This window comes from Vibrio sp. THAF190c, from assembly GCF_009363355.1.
Taxonomy (GTDB): Bacteria; Pseudomonadota; Gammaproteobacteria; order Enterobacterales; family Vibrionaceae; genus Vibrio; species Vibrio fortis_A.
This window is the reverse complement of sequence record NZ_CP045338.1, coordinates 2,067,880-2,086,499: the sequence shown is the minus strand read 5'-3', so window position 1 is coordinate 2,086,499 and position 18,620 is coordinate 2,067,880. Positions and strand designations below refer to the sequence as shown.

The 18,620-nt window shown below is 44.9% G+C and carries 16 protein-coding genes; 11 read left to right on the top strand and 5 right to left on the bottom strand.

Annotation, left to right across the window (positions count from 1 at the left end):
• Positions 1-78 precede the first annotated feature (78 nt).
• A complete protein-coding gene (locus FIV04_RS09250; protein ID WP_152468973.1) occupies positions 79-1,311 on the bottom strand; it encodes a DEAD/DEAH box helicase in 1,233 nt (410 codons plus the stop codon).
• 276 nt (positions 1,312-1,587) lie between these two features.
• Between FIV04_RS09250 and FIV04_RS09245 the strand changes: the two genes are divergently transcribed.
• A complete protein-coding gene (locus FIV04_RS09245) occupies positions 1,588-1,944 on the top strand; it encodes a hypothetical protein (RefSeq protein ID WP_032552154.1) in 357 nt (118 codons plus the stop codon).
• Positions 1,945-2,062: 118 nt separating this feature from the next.
• On the opposite strand, the gene FIV04_RS09240 is transcribed toward FIV04_RS09245, so the two are convergent.
• Both FIV04_RS09240 and FIV04_RS09235 read right to left on the bottom strand, forming a co-directional pair.
• Complete coding sequence (locus FIV04_RS09240; RefSeq protein WP_152468972.1) at positions 2,063-3,187, bottom strand: M14-type cytosolic carboxypeptidase; 1,125 nt, start codon at positions 3,185-3,187, stop codon at positions 2,063-2,065.
• A 73-nt stretch (positions 3,188-3,260) separates the two neighbouring features.
• Complete coding sequence (locus tag FIV04_RS09235; RefSeq protein ID WP_032552156.1) at positions 3,261-3,536, bottom strand: nitrogenase-stabilizing/protective protein NifW; 276 nt, start codon at positions 3,534-3,536, stop codon at positions 3,261-3,263.
• A gap of 317 nt (positions 3,537-3,853) precedes the next feature.
• Here FIV04_RS09235 and FIV04_RS09230 point away from each other — a divergent pair, with 317 nt between their 5' ends.
• The 5 genes from FIV04_RS09230 to FIV04_RS09210 all read left to right on the top strand — a co-directional run bounded on the left by FIV04_RS09230 (position 3,854) and on the right by FIV04_RS09210 (position 10,987).
• On the top strand, positions 3,854-4,948 hold the full coding sequence (locus FIV04_RS09230; protein WP_152468971.1) for a NapC/NirT family cytochrome c: 1,095 nt from the start codon (positions 3,854-3,856) through the stop codon (positions 4,946-4,948).
• A gap of 24 nt (positions 4,949-4,972) precedes the next feature.
• Complete coding sequence (locus FIV04_RS09225; RefSeq protein WP_152468970.1) at positions 4,973-7,420, top strand: molybdopterin guanine dinucleotide-containing S/N-oxide reductase; 2,448 nt, start codon at positions 4,973-4,975, stop codon at positions 7,418-7,420.
• A 240-nt stretch (positions 7,421-7,660) separates the two neighbouring features.
• On the top strand, positions 7,661-8,125 hold the full coding sequence (locus tag FIV04_RS09220; RefSeq protein ID WP_150868889.1) for a DUF2846 domain-containing protein: 465 nt from the start codon (positions 7,661-7,663) through the stop codon (positions 8,123-8,125).
• Positions 8,126-8,438: 313 nt separating this feature from the next.
• On the top strand, positions 8,439-10,649 hold the full coding sequence (locus tag FIV04_RS09215; RefSeq protein WP_152468969.1) for a TonB-dependent siderophore receptor: 2,211 nt from the start codon (positions 8,439-8,441) through the stop codon (positions 10,647-10,649).
• A 125-nt stretch (positions 10,650-10,774) separates the two neighbouring features.
• Positions 10,775-10,987: a TIGR02450 family Trp-rich protein gene (locus FIV04_RS09210; protein WP_152468968.1), complete on the top strand. Its 213-nt coding sequence runs from the start codon at positions 10,775-10,777 to the stop codon at positions 10,985-10,987.
• A gap of 35 nt (positions 10,988-11,022) precedes the next feature.
• Here FIV04_RS09210 and FIV04_RS09205 read toward each other — a convergent pair whose 3' ends face one another.
• Both FIV04_RS09205 and FIV04_RS09200 read right to left on the bottom strand, forming a co-directional pair.
• Complete coding sequence (locus FIV04_RS09205) at positions 11,023-11,754, bottom strand: HAD-IIB family hydrolase (RefSeq protein WP_152468967.1); 732 nt, start codon at positions 11,752-11,754, stop codon at positions 11,023-11,025.
• 289 nt (positions 11,755-12,043) lie between these two features.
• On the bottom strand, positions 12,044-12,415 hold the full coding sequence (locus FIV04_RS09200) for a nuclear transport factor 2 family protein (protein ID WP_152468966.1): 372 nt from the start codon (positions 12,413-12,415) through the stop codon (positions 12,044-12,046).
• Positions 12,416-12,525: 110 nt separating this feature from the next.
• Here FIV04_RS09200 and FIV04_RS09195 point away from each other — a divergent pair, with 110 nt between their 5' ends.
• From FIV04_RS09195 to FIV04_RS09175, 5 genes are all read left to right on the top strand, one after another.
• Positions 12,526-13,395, top strand: a complete 870-nt coding sequence (locus FIV04_RS09195) for a LysR family transcriptional regulator (protein WP_152468965.1) — start codon at positions 12,526-12,528, stop codon at positions 13,393-13,395.
• 216 nt (positions 13,396-13,611) lie between these two features.
• Complete coding sequence (locus FIV04_RS09190) at positions 13,612-14,961, top strand: polysaccharide lyase family 7 protein (RefSeq protein ID WP_152468964.1); 1,350 nt, start codon at positions 13,612-13,614, stop codon at positions 14,959-14,961.
• 189 nt (positions 14,962-15,150) lie between these two features.
• Positions 15,151-16,404: a paraquat-inducible protein A gene (locus FIV04_RS09185; protein WP_152468963.1), complete on the top strand. Its 1,254-nt coding sequence runs from the start codon at positions 15,151-15,153 to the stop codon at positions 16,402-16,404.
• 24 nt (positions 16,405-16,428) lie between these two features.
• On the top strand, positions 16,429-18,054 hold the full coding sequence (gene pqiB / locus FIV04_RS09180; protein ID WP_152468962.1) for an intermembrane transport protein PqiB: 1,626 nt from the start codon (positions 16,429-16,431) through the stop codon (positions 18,052-18,054).
• Positions 18,054-18,572, top strand: coding sequence for a membrane integrity-associated transporter subunit PqiC (locus tag FIV04_RS09175; RefSeq protein ID WP_152468961.1), 519 nt, complete (start codon positions 18,054-18,056; stop codon positions 18,570-18,572). The genes pqiB and FIV04_RS09175 overlap by 1 nt, the downstream gene beginning before the upstream one ends.
• Positions 18,573-18,620: the final 48 nt, after the last annotated feature.

The following is an 18,620-nucleotide window of genomic DNA, read 5'->3' as shown; positions in this document are numbered from 1 at the left end:
CGAAACCAGGCTTTGGGTGAAAGTTCTGTTTTTGTTAAAAGTACGATTTACCGAATCTGGCAGTAACGATTGATCTGTTTAACGTGAGTTCTTACTTTTAAATTGCTTAATGCTCTTTTTCTTGGCAGTGCGACGGTTGGCTTGTTTGTCTTTCGGTGGGCGTTTACGTTGTGTCCCTTCAGCTGCAGGCTTGTCTGTTACTGGGAAGCCTTCTAATGATTGAACTGGTAAGGTTCGCTCAGTCAACTGACGAATTGCATTCAAAGCATCCGTTTCGCTGTGGCTTACTAACGAAATAGCATGGCCATTGGCTCCAGCACGAGCGGTACGGCCAACACGATGGACATAACTTGCTGAATGCATCGGTAGCTCAAAGTTGATGACTAGAGGCAGAGAGTCAATATGAATGCCGCGCGCCATTACATCGGTCGCAACAAGCGTTTCAATTTTCCCGTGTTTGAAATCGTCAAGGATCTGGCTACGCTCTTCTTGAGTCCTGTTGCCGTGCAGCGCTTCAACGTTGAGTTTGGCTTTTTTGAGCTTCTTCGTTAGAGCATCGGCGTTGTCCTTGGCTCCAATGAAAACTAAAGCCTGGGTGTTTGTGTGCTGTTGCAATAGGCTGATAAGCGCTTGTGGCTTACTGCCTTTGTTGACTAAGTACAGTGTCTCTTGGATGTTCTCAGCGACACTGTTTTTTTGGTGCACGCTCACTTTCAATGGCTTGAACAGCAGGGTATTAGCTTGTTGCTCAAGTTCTGTCGGTAGTGTTGCCGAGAAAAGTAGAGTCTGATGTTTTGCTGGCAAAGATTTCTTGATCGTTTGAACGTCAGGCCAAAATCCCATGTCTAACAGGCGGTCCGCTTCATCCAACACAAATGTTTGGCACTGCGACAGTGATAGTGAACCCTGTTCAATCAGAGACACTAAACGGCCAGGCGTCGCCACGATCAACTGTGGTCTGCTATTTAGAGTATCATTCATACTCTCTTCACTCATGCCACCAATTAAAGTTGAGATACGAATGGAGACTGCTCGCGCAAATGACTCTAATGAAGAAGTAACTTGGCTGGCGAGTTCACGCGTTGGTACCACAATGAGGCTTTGAACTGCTTCGACGTTACTGTCTAGGTTGTGTAGCCCACCTAAGCCAAATGCAAGTGTTTTGCCGCTGCCAGTCTGAGCCAACGCCAGTAAATCTCTTTTCTGTATGATCGCAGGGATCGTTTTTGACTGAATTTCTGTTGGCTGTTGAAGAGTTTTAGGCAGAGCATCAATAAGCTCAGAGCACAGGTTTAATGATTTAAACGTCATAGTGGGAACCAGTTAAAAGTGGATGGGGAGTCTAACAGTGGACGTTGTCTGAGTGAATCATTTTAGCGAATCAAAGCAACTTGGGTTTGCTTTTGCGTGCAAATAGATGTTGATGAACGGAATGCGAACTCTGTCTCAACACTTGTCGATGTTTTAACTAAAGGTCTGACGAGCGCTGCCGATAATTAATTCTAATGATGATTTGTGCTATGTTCATTTATTAAGTGGATATTGATTTGAGTGCTTGATTGGCACCACGTGTAGGGAGACAGATAAATGAGTGACGGGTCGTTTACCCAAAAGCGCCAGTACTATCGCTTGAAGTACCCAAAAGGGGCGAGGCCGATAATGCGTATCAAAGATGAGCTCTTTCAAGTGAGTGAGGTATCTGAGAAAGGCGTGCGCGTTATGACACGAAATGTCAGTCACTTTTATCGTGGGCTTTCTATGGCGGGCACACTCGATCTACATGATGAAAAGCGCGTTGATGTATCGGGTGCGGTTTTACGCTTTGATGGTAATGAAGTGATCATTCAGTTGTCTCGTGGCCCGAGCTTTAAAGACATGGTCTCGGAGCAGAGACACATCCGCCAACGCTATCCCGCATTTTTCGCAAGTTTAAGAGCGGCATAGTTGAGTAGATTAAAGTAGTTGAGAACATTAAAAAGCCCGAGAGTGAAATAACTCTCGGGCTTTTTGTCTTTATAACTGCAATAACTTTATAGAGTTATCCGCGAATAGACTAAACGGATTACAGTTTTGGCACTGTTGCCCATACTGCAGCAAGCATATCGTGACCAAATGCCACACTGCGGTCTGGTGACCAGCCGTACAGCTCATCTGCGTGGCTAATATGATCTTTGAAAGGCATTTCAACCGTGTAAGAAAGGCACTTAAATTGCTCACCAACCCAATTTGAGCCCACAGTTAGGTTTGCTTTACCCGGTTCATCTTTATCGTAACCAACTTCGTCTTGGAATTCTGGTGTGATAGTGAACAGTGCTTGTTTGAAGTGCTCTTCCAAACCTTGTAAACGAGCATCATAAGAAGGAATACCTTCACTACCCGCGACAAAATTGTAAGGGATGGCTTCGTCGCCGTGAATATCCAAGAACATATCAACGCCCGTTTCTAACATGCGTTCACGAACGAGGTAAACCTCTGGGCTGCGTTCCATTGATGGTGTTTGCCATTCGCGGTTTAGGTTTACGCCCAAGCCATTGGTGCGTAAGTGACCACGGATACTGCCGTCTGGATTCATGTTTGGCACTGCGCGAATCACAACCTTGTCGAGTAGGGCACGGCCAACCGTGTCTGTCTCATCAAGCAGGCGCTGCAAGAAGCCTTCAATGAACCATTCTGCCATCGTCTCACCTGGGTGTTGACGACCAATGATCCAGATATTCTTCTTCTCTGGGCTTGGTTCGCCAATAGTCAGTAGGCTAATGTCGTTGTTGTCATTAGTCACACCTAGCGTTTCAAGCTTACAAGCAGGATGCGTTTGAGCACTGTGCAGCAAATCTTGGTGGCGGTCATAAGAGTAAGGTGCAAAGTAAGCAAAGAACATGGATTCATGCTCTGGGATGATGTCGAATTTAAGTGTATCGCCATCAAACGTTGCTGGAATACGGAACCATTCTTCGCGATCGTAAGAAGCAACAACGTCGTAGTCTTTCCAACCCTCAGGGTAAGCAGACTTTGCTAAGCCTTGGATTTCAAAATGGTGGGAAACTTGCGCTTCACTCTCTAAACGGAAATGAAACCACTGTGCAATGTCAGTGTGCTTATCCGCTGTGATAGTCAGTTGGATGTTTTGTGGAGTATCTGCGTTAACGACATTGATATTGCCGCTTTCGAAATTACTGAAAATTTTCATTGTAGTTATTATCTCGTGGTTGAGTTGCACTAAGATTAGCACACTTCATTTCAAGCAAACTACTCAGAAAGGTTCAGCGACGCTGGCAAGATGTACAACCGCGACAAGCGGAGCGTGTATGTTTGTCTAGTTTACTGCGTTGAACCTTACAATACGCATTTTTGAGTGCTCTTCGTCCTGAAAACCAATCATCCGGCTTGGTCAAAATTAGATAGCCGTTAAAGCGTTTCACTAACTCTGTTCGGTTCTCAGCAATGAATCGACTGTCAAATCCGATCTCAAAATACTCCAGCGCTTGCTCAATACAGTCAAAACTAGCAATTTTCTGCAAAAGTTCAGGGTGGCTCATTGTCTTCTCATACTATTTTACTGACCGTGAACTCTAGCTCATTTAACGGCTTTTTAACTTGATATCACTACGTGAGTACGTCGCTTTTTTATGAGGTATGAATCTAATGTCATTTTGAAATTTTATAGGATATGAGGGTTTCTATTGATAAATGTGTTGGGTGCGAATTCATGACGGTGGGAATATTGAACTTAGCTCTCACTGTACGCCATCTTTATTATCAATAATGATAATTTATGACGCAAATCAATAAGAGTTACCCCTAAAGTATTAGTCTGATCGCAATTGCAACCAATTGTTAAAGATGATTACTAAATATGTCTATTAAAAAACGTTATATCGCTGTTATCGCCGCGATAGGCATAGGAATTGGGTGGTTGACGTTAGGTGGCACGGCTGCGGTCATGCACTACACATCGAGCACAGAATTCTGCGTTTCTTGTCACACCATGCAGATCCCATATGAAGAGTATGAAGGTTCAATTCACTTCAGTAACGCCAAAGGTATCCGTGCTGAATGCTCAGATTGCCACATTCCGTCGGACCCTATTGACTACGTAATCACAAAAATTCGAGCGTCTAAGGACATTTATCACGAATTTGTCACTGGAAAGATCGATACGGAAGAAAAGTACGAAGAGCACCGTATGGCGATGGCCGAAACGGTATGGGCGCAACTGCGTGAAAATGATTCAGCAACGTGCCGCTCTTGTCACACGTTTGATGCGATGGATAGTTATGAGCAATCGGAAGATGCAGCAAAAATGCACGCATACGCTCAAGAAAACAATCAAACCTGTATCGACTGCCACAAAGGTGTTGCTCACTTCGCACCGGAACCAGAAATGGACAGTGAAGCATTCGATAACCTAATGGCGTTCACTGAGAAAACCGACCCTTCAGCGAAGGTGGTTTACCCAGTAGAAACCATTGAGATGGGTGACCTAGGTACTATCAATCCAACTGCAAAACTAGACGTTGTATCAGTTGAAGGCAATGAGCGAACAGTTGAGCTTCATGCTTACCAAATGAAAGGTGCAGAGCAAGTGCTTTACTACGGCGAAGGTCAACGCGCTATCGTCGCAATGCTAACCGAAGCGGGACAAAACGCGGTTGATGCAGGTGAGTTTCATGCCGATGAGTACGGCAATGAGTGGCGTACCGCTGTGATCACCGCGCAGATTGATGCAGATGTATTGGATTCACTTGAACCTATCTGGGATTACGCAGAAGAGCTCGACAACGTCTACTGCTCAACTTGTCACGCGAAGATTCCAGCGGGTCACTTTACTGTCAATGCTTGGGGACCTGTAGCGAAAGGCATGGGCGATCGTACCGATATTTCATCTGAAGACTTAGAACTTCTTACTAAATTCTTCCAGAACCACGCAAAAGATGTGGCTGGCCACTAAATAAGAAACGAAAGGATAACAACAATGACTGATATTACTCGTCGCGGATTCCTTAAAGGAACAGGTATGGCAGCCGGAGCTCTCGCTTTTACGTCGCTAACACCGATGACAGCGGCAGCGGCTAATAAGCGTGGTAAAGGGGTTCTTACTGCTGGTCGCATGGGTCCGATGATCTGTGAAGTGAAAGAAGGCAAGCTGGTTTCAACGACCAACGCGCTCGCTCAAACGGTGCCAAACAGCTTACAGACCACAGGCCCAGATCAAGTACATACTAAGGCTCGAATCAAGTATCCAATGGTTCGTAAAGGATTCTTAGAAAACCCTTCAGCTCCAACAGGCAAGCGTGGTGATGATGAGTTCGTACGCGTTTCTTGGGATGAGGCTTACAAGCTCATTCATGAGCAACACATGCGTATTCGTAAAGAGAGCGGTGCAGAATCTATATTTGCTGGTTCTTACGGCTGGCGTTCAAGTGGTGTCCTACACAAAGCGCAAACACTGCTTCAACGTTATATGAGCATGGCAGGTGGTTATTCAGGCCACTTAGGTGACTACTCAACGGGTGCTGCACAAGTGATCATGCCACACGTTATGGGTTCTATCGAAGTATACGAACAACAAACGACACACCCAGTTGTGCTAGAGAACTCTGATGTTGTGGTTCTTTGGGGTATGAACCCATTGAACACATTGAAGATTGCATGGAGTTCAACGGACTGCTCTGGCCTTGAATTCTTTAACCAACTGAAGAAATCTGGCAAGACGATCATTGCTATCGACCCAATGAAATCAGAGACAATCGAATTCTTTGGCGATGCGGTACAGTGGATTGCCCCACGTCCAATGACCGACGTGGCGATGATGATGGGTATTGCACACTCATTGGTTAAGAAAGGCAAACACGACGTTGAGTTCTTGAACACTTACACCACTGGCTACGATAAGTTCGAAGCCTACCTAATGGGTAAAGAAGACGGCGTAGAAAAGACACCACAATGGGCAGAAGAGATTACGGGCGTTCCAGCGAAACAGATGGAAGTGCTCGCCGACATCTTCAGCCAAAACCGCACCATGCTAATGGCGGGTTGGGGTATCCAGCGTCAACAATTCGGTGAGCAACGCCACTGGATGATCGTAACGCTTGCAGCAATGCTGGGTCAGATTGGTCTGCCAGGTGGTGGTTTCGGTCTTTCTTACCACTACTCTAACGGCGGTAACCCAACGCGCGACGCTGGTGTACTTCCTGCAATCTCTGCATCTATTGGTGGTGGCTCTTCAGCGGGCAACGACTGGGCGGTATCGGGGGCGGTGAATGCTTTCCCTGTTGCACGTATTGTGGAAGCGTTGGAAAACCCTGGTGCTAAATTTATGCACAATGGTCACGAGCTAACATTCCCAGACATCAAGATGATTTGGTGGGCAGGCGGCGGTAACTTTACTCACCACCAAGACACCAACCGTTTGATTGATGCATGGCAAAAACCTGAGCTGGTGGTTATCTCCGAGATTTACTGGACGGCTGCGGCGAAGCACGGTGATATTGTTCTACCGATCACGACTTCGTTCGAGCGTAACGACATGACCATGACTGGTGACTATTCTAACCAGCACCTAGTGCCGATGAAGAAAGTTGTTGAGCCTCAAGGTGAAGCGCGTAATGACTTTGATGTATTTGCTGATATGGCAGAAATGATTAAAGCGGGTGGTCGTGATGTGTTTACCGAGGGTAAAGATGAGATGGCTTGGCTGAAAGGCTTCTACGACGACGCTCAGAAAGCGGGTAAGAAAGCGCGTGTTCGTATGCCGAAGTTCGGCAAGTTCTGGGACGATAACCAACTGATCGAAATGAAGTTCAACAAGAAAGCGGCTCAGTTCGTACGCCATGCAGATTTCCGTAAAGATCCTGTGATGAACCCACTGGGTACACCATCAGGTAAGATCGAGATCTATTCGAAAACGATTGAGGGCTACAAGCTAGAAGATTGTCCGGCGCACCCAACGTGGATGGAACCGACAGAGTTCTTTGGTAAAGCTAAGAGTGACGAGTTGCAGTTAATGACTGCGCACGCGGCACATCGTCTACACAGCCAGTTCAACTATGCGAAGATCCGTGACGAGTACGCAATTGCTAACCGTGAGCCAATCTCAATTAATACTGAAGATGCAAAAGCGCGTGGTATTAAAACGGGTGACCTAGTTCGTGCATTTAACGACCGTGGCCAAGTCCTTGTTGGCGCCCTCGTAACTGATGGTATTAAGCAAGGTGCTGTGTGTATCCACGAAGGTGGTTGGCCAGACTTAGATAAAGAGACTGGTTTGTGTAAGAACGGCGGTGCGAACGTACTAACGCTTGATATTCCAACTTCGCGTCTAGCAAACGGCTGTGCAGCGAACTCTGCACTCGTGAAGATTGAGAAGTACACAGGTCCGGCTCTTGAGCTGACAGCATTTGTTCCACCTAAAAACGGTTAGTTGAAATAACTCAATCTGTTGAATCTAAGCCAGTTTAATGCTGGCTTTTTTATTTTAAAAACAGCAGGTTAAGTATGTATTAAATCGTAACAATGTGACGGATTTATAAATTACAAACGAGAGATTGTCGCATTGTGTTAGACATGTCGCGATTTTTATAAAATGAAAATGATTCATAAGTTTGTATATATATCATTTTGTCGAATTATAAATAATTGTTATTTGGCAAAAGGTAAACAAATGAAAACTAAGCTAATTTTTAGTGCAGTAGCACTTTCAGTGTTATCAGGTTGTGCAACGGTTCCGACCGCAGATAAGGCTGAGTCAACTAAATTGAAGCAATTTGCTGAGCCTGCAGAGGGCATGGCGGGCGTATATGTATATCGTGATAACTCGACAGTCGGCGCTGCGTTGAAAAAAGATGTCTACATTAATGGCGATTGCGTTGGTGAGACTGCACCTGGTGTATTCTTTTACCAGCAAGTTTCAGGCAACCAAGAACATACGATCAGTACTGAATCCGAGTTCTCAGCCAACGACCTAACTTTGTATACAGAAGAAGGTCGTAACTATTTCGTTCAGCAATACATCAAAATGGGTGTGTTCGTTGGCGGTGCAGCTTTAGAGCAAGTAGAAGAGCAAACTGGTAAAGTTGAAGTTACTAAGACCGATCTTGCTATCCAAGGTACGTGTACTTCTATGTAACCGGCATTTGATGTGACGGTATTTCTATTTAATTACAGTTACTTTGGGACGGATTGAGTCATCATGGCTCAATTCGTCGTATATATCTTGCTCCTCTAACCCTTATCGATCTTTCTCAACTACCTCTGCTCCCCAGGCGTAACTTTTAACAGCATAGTTAACTCATTATACGTGCTGCTGATCACTTGTTTCATATCATCTTGATTTATAAATTCACATTAACTTTTCTCCTGTTACAATTCGCGATGTAAATATTAATGATAATAATTTGTATTTACTTATTGTTTGTGTGGATTTAGTTAAGGAGAGAATGATGAAGTGGCAGTTTAAGCTCACCCCACTTTCAATTGCAGTGACTGCATTACTTGGTGGAGGAGCTGTTCATGCAGAAGAGGATGAAACGGTTGTCGTGATAGGTCTGCAGGTCGATGACAATGCCGTAGGGCCGGACTTCAGTTATGTTGGCGAGAAAAGTCAAACCGCAACCAAAACGCCGCTTGCCCTGCATGAAACCCCTAGAGCAGTTTCTGTGGTGACACGTGAGCAGATGGATGACCGTGCCTCTATCAGTATCTCTGATGCACTTCAGTATACACCGGGTATTCAGACTAACTATTACGGTGAAGATAATAAACAAGACTGGTTTGTCGTACGTGGCTTCCAACAAGCAGGGACAGGCTTGTATCAAGATGGTACGCGACTGTACTCCGCGGGCTTTTACAGTTGGCAAATTGACCCATTTGGTTTGGAGCGTGTAGAAGTACTCCGTGGCCCTGCGTCTGTGTTATATGGGCAAAACCCACCGGGTGGTCTGATTAATGTTGTTAGCAAGCGCCCACAATTTGATGGTGGTTCAGGCCAAGTAGGCATAGACGTTGGTTCATTTGACCGCACCCAAGTGACACTCGATGTGAACACCGAGATGAGTGATGATGTGGCTTTCCGCTTAGTGGCGCTTGGTCGAAAGAATGGCACCAAGGTCGATGACGTTGAGGCTGAGCGCTTTATGGTTGCGCCATCGTTGATGTGGAAGATGAGCGATAAAACCGACATCACGTTCTTAGCAAGTTACCAGGAAGATGATTCCGACCCCTATTTGCAGTTCTTACCGATGGAAGGCACGCTAACAGACAACCCAAATGGCAAAATCTCAGATAGTACTGCGGTAGGTAATCCAGATTGGGAAACCTTTGAACGTGAGCAACTCTCGTTAGGGTATGAATTTAATCATGAGTTTAATTCAGCACTGAGCTTCGGCCAGTCGGTACGTTATAGCCGTATGGATATCAACTTAAAGCAGATTTATTCTTTAGGTTATGCTCAAGATATAAACGCTGGACTTGATCCTCTTGGAGAGCGAAAAACGATCTTGCGTCAGGCCTCGACAGAGGATGGGCAATCAGATGCGTTTAATGTCGACAATAGGTTGGTCTTTGAATTCAGAACTGGGTCTGTTGAACATACATTACTCACTGGTGTTGACTATCAAGCGATTGATATTGATAGCCAAGACTATGCCTTCGATCCACTAGTGGCAGATGGCAACACGACCATACCACCGGGTATTAACAATCCTCTGTTTGATATCTATAACCCAACTTATACGAACAACGTTGTATTGTTAAATCCTACAACATTCCAGCCAATGACTGATGCTGACTTGCAGAACAATACAACTAAGAACCGTCAGTTAGGACTGTATGTTCAAGACCAAATTCGATTCAATGATTTGATTGTCCAAGCAGGGCTTCGCTACGACGATACCTCTAATGAACAGTCCAATAATACAACAGGTAGTAATCACAAAGCGGATTACGAGGAATGGACAACCAATTTAGGTGTTGCGTATGCGACGTCGGCAGGGTTCACACCTTACTTTAGTTATGCACAATCTTTTGAGCCTATCATTAAAACCTCTGTTGCTAATCAAGCGGCGAAGCCAGAACGTGGTGAAAGCTACGAAGCGGGTGTGAAATACCTGCCTAAGAGTTTTGAGGGTCAGTTCAATGTTGCGGTGTATGAAGCGACGAAGAAGGATGTGGTGGATGTAATCACTGGTAGTAACCAAGTCAACCAGATTGGTGAAATTCGTAACCGAGGTGTGGAATTGGGTGCTGTGGCTAATGTAACCGAGTCACTTACTCTAATTGGTAACTTAGCGTTCTTAGATTCTGAGATCACCAAAGATCAAGATCAGAATCAAGTCGGGAAAACACCAGCACAAGTGGCAGACATGATTGGTTCTGCTTGGGCGAAGTATCAGTTCTTTGATGGTACGTTAGATGGGTTGAGTATCGGTGGTGGTGTTCGATACATTGGCGAAACTTATGGCGATAACCTCGAGCAAAATAAGGTTCCGTCTTATACCCTCTACGACGCAACGGTAAGCTACCGATTCGCGGATTACAAACTGCAAGTCGCGGCGAAAAACCTGTTTGATAAAGAGTACGTCGCTACCTGTAACTATTACTGTTACTACGGCGACCGTCGCAACGTTATCGCGAGCTTAACTTACGATTGGTAATTTGGGCTTAAAATCTAGCAGGTAATAAAGCATGGTGATGATTGGTCACCATGCTTTTTTTATTTCTAAGTGATCCGAATAACTCTTTGAAGCTTATAGATAAAACTAGAAGAAAGGAGAGTTGTATGAACAGAATCAACCCTAAGAAGCTACTGCACAGTAAGTGGACAGCCGTAACCCCCGTCAATCGTGAAAAGCACTTCATGATCACTGAGATGGAATTTGAAGAAGATGTGGTTGTAAGGTGCATTCTTGAAGCGGTGATGACAAAGCGTTCTCGTGATATCGACTGGCATGACCTCACAGACAATAGTTTGTGGAAAATGGGCTGGAAGTAACCTTTTTGCTCCGTTTGATTCAGTGCATCTGAGCGTTATCTAGGTTGGTTTTGCCAGTATTGAAGCCCTTCCAACACCCCTGCTGCATGAGTCGCTTTGCTGGTATAAACATTGTCCCTTTGCGAGAGGTGAGCGACTTCTGGGTAGTGGTTGGCCACCAGAATTGAGTTAACGCCATCGATGGTCAGCATTGAGGTATCGTTCGCGGAATCACCCGCCACACACACTTCATCGATAGTTAGGTCGTGCTGTTTCAATAGGTGGTGAATAGCAGAGGCTTTGTTGACGTTCTTCGGGGTGACGTCCAAGTACCAATCGTGAGAGTAGGTTAGATCTACCTGTGCATCATGAGCTATGAGCGCACTCGAAATAAGCTGTCTTTGGTGGTCAGTTAATGATCCCTCAAATGTGATTTTATAGTCGCCTTGATGGTTGGGATCCAATTTCCCCATAAAGTCGAAGCCAGACAACGCTTGTTCAACTTTATGTTTATCCCACGTTGCTTTTAGTCGTTGGTGCCAATGTGTATCAGGTTGCTGGACTGGTTGATGATGGTGAATCTGGGTTCCGACGTCGCTGATAATACTGTGTGGTGTTGGGTAGTTATCCGAGGCTAAGCCAACTTTTATGGAAGGCAACGTACGCCCTGTGGCGATAACAAATCGAATGCTAGGCTGATCGTTCAAGTAGTCAAACAATTGGTTGACTCCGTCAGATGAACCACCGTCTAAGGTGCCATCAAAATCACACACTAACATCTTAATCATTGTTTTTGCTCCATTAAAAATTGCTTTCCTATTAGTTAAGGTTGGCTTACTAAGTTACGAATAACAAGGTCAGATTACGTCACTTTTGAGTAAAAAGATCAGTTTGCCGCGAGTGTCACACTCGGCGAGAGATTAGTTTGCAAGGGCCGTAATAAGATATGGAACAATTGGGGGAGCACATTTCGCCTAGAAAACACAATGTGAAAAAGGCCGACCACTATATAAGTGATCGGCCTCTTAAACGATTTTGGTCGTTATACCTATTCTCGTTAGTTCAACCTATTTAGGGTTAGCGCTCGCCTTGTACTTCAAAGTCATCGCTGATCAAGCGTGCGTGACCATCTGCTTCTACAACCCAATGTTCGCGGTGTACCACGCCAAACGCTTTGTTCATTGTCCAGCTCGAAGTCAGAATGTAGCCGCCATCTTGGTGTTCTTCCCATTTTACGTCGGTGTAATCGACATCTTTAAAACCTTGGTCAATGATGCCCTGCCAGAAAGCCTGAATTGCTTCGCGACCTTCGAATGTGCCAAATGGGCGAGCGTGCATCACGCAATCTTCATTATATTGAGCGGCACAACCTTGCGCGTCCTGGTTGTTGAATGCTGTTTGCCAAGCTGCGATACCTTTTTTACACGCTTCTAATACTTGATTGCTCATTTTTCTCTCCGATGTGTCGTGTTGGTTAACTAAGACAAAGTTTAGAACTACTCTTTAATTTGAAAAACAGAGATAATAGAAATAACTGTTTATAAAAAGAGAACAATAAAGTGAATAAGCTAAGACAGATGTCGATCTTTGCTCATATTGTTGAACAAGGGTCGGTTTCCGCTGCTGCCGAGAAGCTCGGCCTTTCAAAATCTGTAGTGAGCCAACATCTAAAAAAGCTTGAGCAAGAGCTCGGTTCTTCACTACTAAAGCGGACAACGCGCAGGCAAACCCTTACTCCAATGGGAGAGCGGTTTTATTTAAGCTGTAAAGATCTTAATAGCTTAGCGGATTCAGCTTGGGAAATGGCGCAAGCAGAGCAAGAGGAACCACAAGGACGCATTCGTATTACCGCACCTAACGCCTTGATGGACGTGCTGGTGGCTCCAGTGATTGCGGATCTAATGAAACGTTATCCTAAACTGCAGCCAGAGCTAATCAGTGATGACAAACGACTCGATTTTATGAGTAATGATATCGACCTAGCCATTCGTGTCGGCAACTCGCCAGACAGTACTTTAAAGCAAAAACGACTCGGAGGATTTCGAGATCAACTGTGTGGTGTGGTTTCTCTGCAGAATCGGCCCATTGATGAACTACCGTATATCGCTAATGTCTGGCAAGGGAGGCATATAGAGCATAGTTTTACTTCCGATTTCGAAGCGGCAGTGGGTTTCAGCAAACAAGCAAGCTGCGTTACGAACTCCATTCATAGTTGTCTCGCTCTGATAAAAGCGGGGGCGGGAATCGGTGTATTGCCAGATTTCTATTTAAAACAAATAGAACCTGAGCTGGTTAATCTTATGCCGAATCATCAGTTACCCATGAACACGGTTTATGCTCTAAATCCATATACCCACCATACTCCACCATCTGTCTCCTTATGTATTCACTCACTGGAAGAACGTTTGTCACAAGAGCTGTTTAACTGAGGTATCTCAACTTCTAAATGCAAACATACATGAGCTGCTGAGTATAAAGATGAGTGATATCACACATTATAATATTTGTAATATAATAATTCATTAGTGTGATATTTAACCAACTTGTCGTACAAATATTCATCTATATTATCTTCCGTTGCACAGAGGAAGCTGTGCAATCTATGGAATAAAATAATAAACGTGAAACAAATCATGGAGACTTGTATGATTTTTAAACCCTGCAAACCACTATCTTGTGCTGTCATGTTTGCGCTGCTTTCAGGCTCTGTTGCTGCGGAGCAGCTAAATATTCAATCGGCATCGGACTGGGGTGGGGCACACTCTTCTTATCCTGCTTCAAACGCTATCGATGGTGACACCGATTGGTCGTCACGCTGGGCTGCGCAAAACGCTCCGGTTAATCTGGTACTCGATCTTGGGTCTGTTCAAAATGTTCAAGACGTTAAGATCGCTTGGGGTAAAGGCGAACAACAGACCTATAAATTCGAGATTCGTGCATTGGCTGACGAAAGCTCTAGCAGTTGGGATAAGGTCTACTACGGGTACAGCGGTGGTAATACATCCGATTTTGAGAGTTATGACGTGCAAGACGTTCAAGCACGTTGGGTTCGCATCAAGGTATTCTCAAACAGTGCTGAGAGTGTGTGGACTAACGTTACCGAAGTACAAGTTCATGGCAACGATGGACAAGATTTTGGGTTAGATCCCAATGCACCACCTTCAGACAACTTTGACCTATTGGATTGGTACGTAAGTATCCCGGTCGATGAGGGTGATGGTTATGCGACGTCGATTAAAGAGAACACGCTAGACGCCGGCTACGAAGATGAGTTTTTCTACACCGGAAGTGATGGTGGCTTGGTCTTCTACACGCCAGTTGAAGGGGTAACTACATCAAGCGGTACTAAGTATGTGCGAACTGAGTTACGTGAAATGCTACGTCGCGGTGATACGTCTTACTCAACATCTGGCAAAGACAATAACTGGGCGTTCTCTTCTATCCCATCCAGTGAGCAAGCGGCATTTGGCGGAATTGATGGACGTTTAAACGCAACGCTAGCAGTCAATCATGTCACGACAACGACTTCTAATACTGAGCAAGTAGGTCGAATCGTGATCGGTCAAATCCACGCCGAGAAAAATGAGCCAATTCGCCTGTACTACCATAAACTGCCAAACAACGACAAAGGTGCCATCTACTTTGCACATGAAACGTCGAAGTCTACAGGCGGTGATGAAACTTGGTATAACCTGCTTGGAAACATGGTGACATCATCTGGCGATTTGAACAGTGAAAGTAACCCAAGTGATGGTATCGCATTGGATGAGACTTTCTCATATTCGATTGTGGTGGAAGGCGACAAACTGATCACAACCATCAGTCAGAATGGGACTGAGCTTGCAGCCAAAGAGGTAGACATGAAAAACAGCGGTTATGACGACGAAGATAACTACATGTATTTCAAAGCGGGCATCTACTTGCAAGATAACACCAGTAACGACAGCGATTATGCTCAAGTAACCTTCTATCAGCTGGAAAATAGTCACAACTAGTTTTTGGTTAATCAATAACGAAACTTGGAATACTAAATGCGGAGGTGGCCAACTGGTCACCTCTTTTTTGTCTTGTCACCTCTCACTTTTATGCATCGCGCACCTTTCATAGTGTGCAGATTGGCAAAAAATCCAACCCTTACTTATATTTACCTAGAGTGTCTAGTTGCGTATTAACATTGAGAGGGGATGTCTTTGCCTGAGCGCTTTACTAAGTCATGTCATGAATGCGGATTGGTTAGTCAGTTTGAAGAGTTGTCTGCAGGTAGCGAAGCGTCTTGTCCAAGGTGTGCCCATACGTTATCGAGTGTGGGGCATCATAAACAGCAGGGCATAATCGCTTATGCGTTGGCGAGTCTGATTACATTAATCATGAGCCTAACTTTCCCGTACATGTCATTTAGTGTTCAAGGTATTAGCCAGCAAATCACGCTATACCAAGCTGTTGATATGATGAATCGTATGGACAACAGTTTGATAGCCTTACTTTTGTTTTTGGCGGTAATTCTTTTACCGGCTTACTTTCTAGTGCTTTCATTGTGGTTCTGCGTTTTGGTAGAGCGCAACAAACGAATCAATTACGTCTCCCACCGATTTACATTTCTGGCCCTCAAATCTTTGAGTTGGGCGAAGCCGTGGCTGATGGTCGATGTGTTCTTGATTGGTGTGTTAGTGAGCTTGATTAAGATAGCCGCCTTGGCTGATGTCTCGATGGGCTTATCGTTTTGGGCGTTTTGTATTTATGCCATGCTGGTGGTTAAGACTATCTCTTTAGTCGATTTTGATTGGTTGTGGGATCGCTTGGTCCCAAACAAAGTTCCGCAAGAACCAATGGTCGGGAGCGTATTTCAAAATAAGCAGCATCTCGCTTGTCATATCTGTGGGCAAGTCCATCATTACAGCGACAACCTTCATCACTGCACCCGTTGCAACACTCACTTACATCGCTTTGAGCCTGTTAAAAACTTACAGATTGCGTGGGCACTGTTGTTTACGTCGATCGTGTTTTATATTCCAGCCAATTTATACCCGATGATGTATACCTCTGCGTTTGGAACCAGTGAAGGCTCAACCATCATGGAAGGGGTCATCTTACTTTGGCACATGGGTTCATACCCCGTGGCACTCATCATTCTGATTGCGAGCGTTTTCATTCCGATGGCGAAGATGGTCGCATTGGCTTATCTGTATTGGAACGCCAAAAGGGTGCATGGGCTGACTGAGCATAAAGCAAAGCGTTATCTCAAGGTTTATCGTGTGACTGAGTTCATTGGTCGTTGGTCGATGATAGACATTTTCGTCGTCGCCATATTAGTGGCATTGGTTCAATTGGATGGCGTTATGGCGATCTACCCTGGCCCTGCGGCGCTGTCGTTTGCGGCAGTTGTGATATTTACGATGTTGTCAGCGATGATTTTCGATTCTCGAATTATATGGAAGTAATCTCCTCAAAGAGGTGTGGAACACATGGAAAAGCAAAGTACTTCGGATGCGAAGGTATCAAAGAAAAGTGAGTTGTCGCCCGTTTGGATTGTGCCAATCATTGCGGTTTTGGTGGGGTGTTGGATGCTATTTCAATACTTCAATAATCGCGGGCCGGAGATCACTTTGATCTTACCGGATGCGTCTGGTATTGAAGCGGGCAAAACGGCGATTAAATCCAAGAATGTTCATGTGGGTACCATTACCGATGTCGCTCTGAGTGAAGACTATGAATACATCATTGCAAAAGCTCAAATAGACAAAAAAGCCTCACGCATGATCAATGCTGATACCCAGTTTTGGGTGGTGGAGCCGCATGTTGGCACCGACGGCATTAGCGGTCTTGAGACTATCTTGTCGGGTTCGTACATTGAGCTGAAACCGGGCAAATCGAGTGAAGAGCAACTGAGGTTTGATGTACTCGATACACCTCCTGTAGCTGGGCCCGACACCAAAGGTATCAGGGTTGTTGTTTCCCATAATAAAGCCAATCAACTCGCAGTTGGTGAACCGGTGTTGCACCATGGTTTTGTGGTTGGGCGAGTAGAGAAAACCAGCTTTGACTATCAAAAGAAAGAGGGTAAATATCAACTGTTCATCTTTGCTCCCTATGATGGACTAATTTTCGAGAAAACACAGTTCTGGCTCTCCTCTGGCATTGATGTGAGGTTTGGTGCGAACGGCTTAGATGTCAACTTTGCTTCGATAGAGAGTATTTTGACTGGTGGTGTAAGTTTTGATGTTGCAGAGAACATTAAACCAGGGGCCCAAATCAAAGAAAACTTAAAAGAGTACGCGCTTTACGACAATTACGACGCCGTGTTGCAGGGCAAATACACCACGTCACTCGATTACGTATTGCTATTTGAAGAGTCGGTTCGAGGCCTGAGTAAAGGGGCACCTGTTGAGTATCGAGGGGTGCGAATTGGTACTGTGGATACCGTGCCGCTGCAAATACGTATGGACAAAGATGGCAAGGTTTCGAACCGCATTCCTATTCTTATTAAACTCGAAATTGAGCGAGTGTCTGAAGTCTTCAGAGCTGTGAATGCCGAAACCTTTGCTGAGCGAATCAAACTGCAGATGGGAGAGGGCTTAAGAGCGACCTTAAAAACGGGCAACCTTCTTACCGGGGCGCTGTTTGTCGATATCAACTTTTATGAAGACGAAGAACCTTACGAACAAAGAGAGTTTGATGGTTATCCTGTGTTCCCAGTTGTCGCTGGTGGCTTAACGGAAATTCAAAAACAGATCACTGACTTCCTTGATAAGATTAATGAGCTTCCCTTGGATGCCACAATCGCTAATTTAAATGGCTCATTGGCTTCGTTAGATAGCACCTTGAAGAGTATGGATGAACTGCTTGATAGTGAGGGCGCTAAAGCCTTGCCACAAGATATCAGTGAAACTATGAAGCAGCTTGAAGCGACGTTAGATAGCTATGATGATGATTCAGATGCTTATAAACAGCTCATTAGCGCATCTGAAGAGTTAGAGCATGTGCTTAAAGAGCTTCGCCCGTTGATCAAAGTTTTAAACGACAAACCTAATGCGTTGGTGTTTGGTAGCGATGTAGAAGATGACCCGATTCCAGTTAAGGGAGTGGAATAATGAAAAAATTATTTATATCACTGTTTATATCGTTCGGGCTTTTAGGATGCTCTTCTCCCACTGATGGAACTCATGCTTATCTGTTACCAGAAAGCTCATTGGACAAACCTATATTCAAGGTAAAAACTCGAGTCGACTTACCTGATTATCTCGACACCATCGGCATTGCGTATCGTAAGTCTGAGAATGAACTGGTTTCTGCGCGTAAACATGTCTGGACTGAGAACCTTGAAGGGTTGCTTGAGGAGCGTATTGACTCTTCTGATTCTTCAGGAGAGTCGGATAAAGAGTTGCTCATTACTTTCGAGCAGTTCAATGGTTCTTACACTGGTAATGCTGAAGTAAAAGGAACTTGGGTACTAAGCGAGCAAGACGTGGAACTGGCACGAGCGGAATTTGAATCTAATACGCCATTAAAAGAGTCGGGGTATGAATCGCTTGTCGAAGCTTTAGGGGAAGGGCTGGATGAGGTGCTCGCAGATATACAGTCGCAATTAAACCAAAGCGTTAATCATTAAAAGTGCCAATCATCAAAAGCACTAGTTCTAACATTCAAAAAGCCCCTA

Excerpts from the sequence above, each read along its gene's own strand:
- FIV04_RS09250 (WP_152468973.1), bottom strand. The coding sequence starts at position 1,311 with ATGACGTTTAAATCATTAAACCTGTGCTCTGAGCTTATTGATGCTCTG.
- FIV04_RS09245 (WP_032552154.1), top strand. The coding sequence starts at position 1,588 with ATGAGTGACGGGTCGTTTACCCAAAAGCGCCAGTACTATCGCTTGAAG.
- FIV04_RS09240 (WP_152468972.1), bottom strand. The coding sequence starts at position 3,187 with ATGAAAATTTTCAGTAATTTCGAAAGCGGCAATATCAATGTCGTTAAC.
- FIV04_RS09235 (WP_032552156.1), bottom strand. The coding sequence starts at position 3,536 with ATGAGCCACCCTGAACTTTTGCAGAAAATTGCTAGTTTTGACTGTATT.
- FIV04_RS09230 (WP_152468971.1), top strand. The coding sequence starts at position 3,854 with ATGTCTATTAAAAAACGTTATATCGCTGTTATCGCCGCGATAGGCATA.
- FIV04_RS09225 (WP_152468970.1), top strand. The coding sequence starts at position 4,973 with ATGACTGATATTACTCGTCGCGGATTCCTTAAAGGAACAGGTATGGCA.
- FIV04_RS09220 (WP_150868889.1), top strand. The coding sequence starts at position 7,661 with ATGAAAACTAAGCTAATTTTTAGTGCAGTAGCACTTTCAGTGTTATCA.
- FIV04_RS09215 (WP_152468969.1), top strand. The coding sequence starts at position 8,439 with ATGAAGTGGCAGTTTAAGCTCACCCCACTTTCAATTGCAGTGACTGCA.
- FIV04_RS09210 (WP_152468968.1), top strand. The coding sequence starts at position 10,775 with ATGAACAGAATCAACCCTAAGAAGCTACTGCACAGTAAGTGGACAGCC.
- FIV04_RS09205 (WP_152468967.1), bottom strand. The coding sequence starts at position 11,754 with ATGATTAAGATGTTAGTGTGTGATTTTGATGGCACCTTAGACGGTGGT.
- FIV04_RS09200 (WP_152468966.1), bottom strand. The coding sequence starts at position 12,415 with ATGAGCAATCAAGTATTAGAAGCGTGTAAAAAAGGTATCGCAGCTTGG.
- FIV04_RS09190 (WP_152468964.1), top strand. The coding sequence starts at position 13,612 with ATGATTTTTAAACCCTGCAAACCACTATCTTGTGCTGTCATGTTTGCG.
- FIV04_RS09185 (WP_152468963.1), top strand. The coding sequence starts at position 15,151 with ATGTCTTTGCCTGAGCGCTTTACTAAGTCATGTCATGAATGCGGATTG.
- pqiB (WP_152468962.1), top strand. The coding sequence starts at position 16,429 with ATGGAAAAGCAAAGTACTTCGGATGCGAAGGTATCAAAGAAAAGTGAG.
- FIV04_RS09175 (WP_152468961.1), top strand. The coding sequence starts at position 18,054 with ATGAAAAAATTATTTATATCACTGTTTATATCGTTCGGGCTTTTAGGA.